This is a genomic window from Clavibacter tessellarius (assembly GCF_001618005.1).
Classification (GTDB): Bacteria; Actinomycetota; Actinomycetes; order Actinomycetales; family Microbacteriaceae; genus Clavibacter; species Clavibacter tessellarius_A.
This window is the reverse complement of sequence record NZ_LQXA01000014.1, coordinates 1-426: the sequence shown is the minus strand read 5'-3', so window position 1 is coordinate 426 and position 426 is coordinate 1. Positions and strand designations below refer to the sequence as shown.

The 426-nt window shown below is 82.9% G+C and carries 1 pseudogene; it reads right to left on the bottom strand.

Going from position 1 to position 426, the window contains the following annotated elements:
• Positions 1 to 426, bottom strand: a pseudogene (locus AWH51_RS16185) (cell division ATP-binding protein FtsE); the annotation flags it as partial.

Genomic DNA, 426 nt, shown 5'->3' with positions numbered 1-426 from the left:
CCCCCGCCGTTGCGGCGGCTGGGCGCCCTCGGGGTCGACGCGGCAGGCGGCGCGTCGTCGACCGGCGCGGGCTCCTGGACGGGCTCGCGATCGGGCTCGTGCACGACCGGTACGTCGCGGGACGGCGTCGACTCCGCCGGAGCGGTCCGCTCGCTCTCGGCGACGGGCTCGGCGGCGGGCGCGGGCTCCGCAGCCCGCGCGGGCTCCGCGGTGGGTGCGGGCTCCGCAGCCCGCGCGGGCTCCGCGGCGGGTGCGGGCAGCGGATCCACCCGGGCCGCCTCGGCGAAGGCCGAGGGCGTGGACGCCCGCGCGGCGTCGCGGTCGTCGCGGACCACGGCCTCCTCGCGGTCGGGGGTCGTCGCGGGCACGAGGGGCACGGCCTGCTCGGGCGCGGGCTCGGTGGGCCCGACCTGCGCGGCCTCGGGC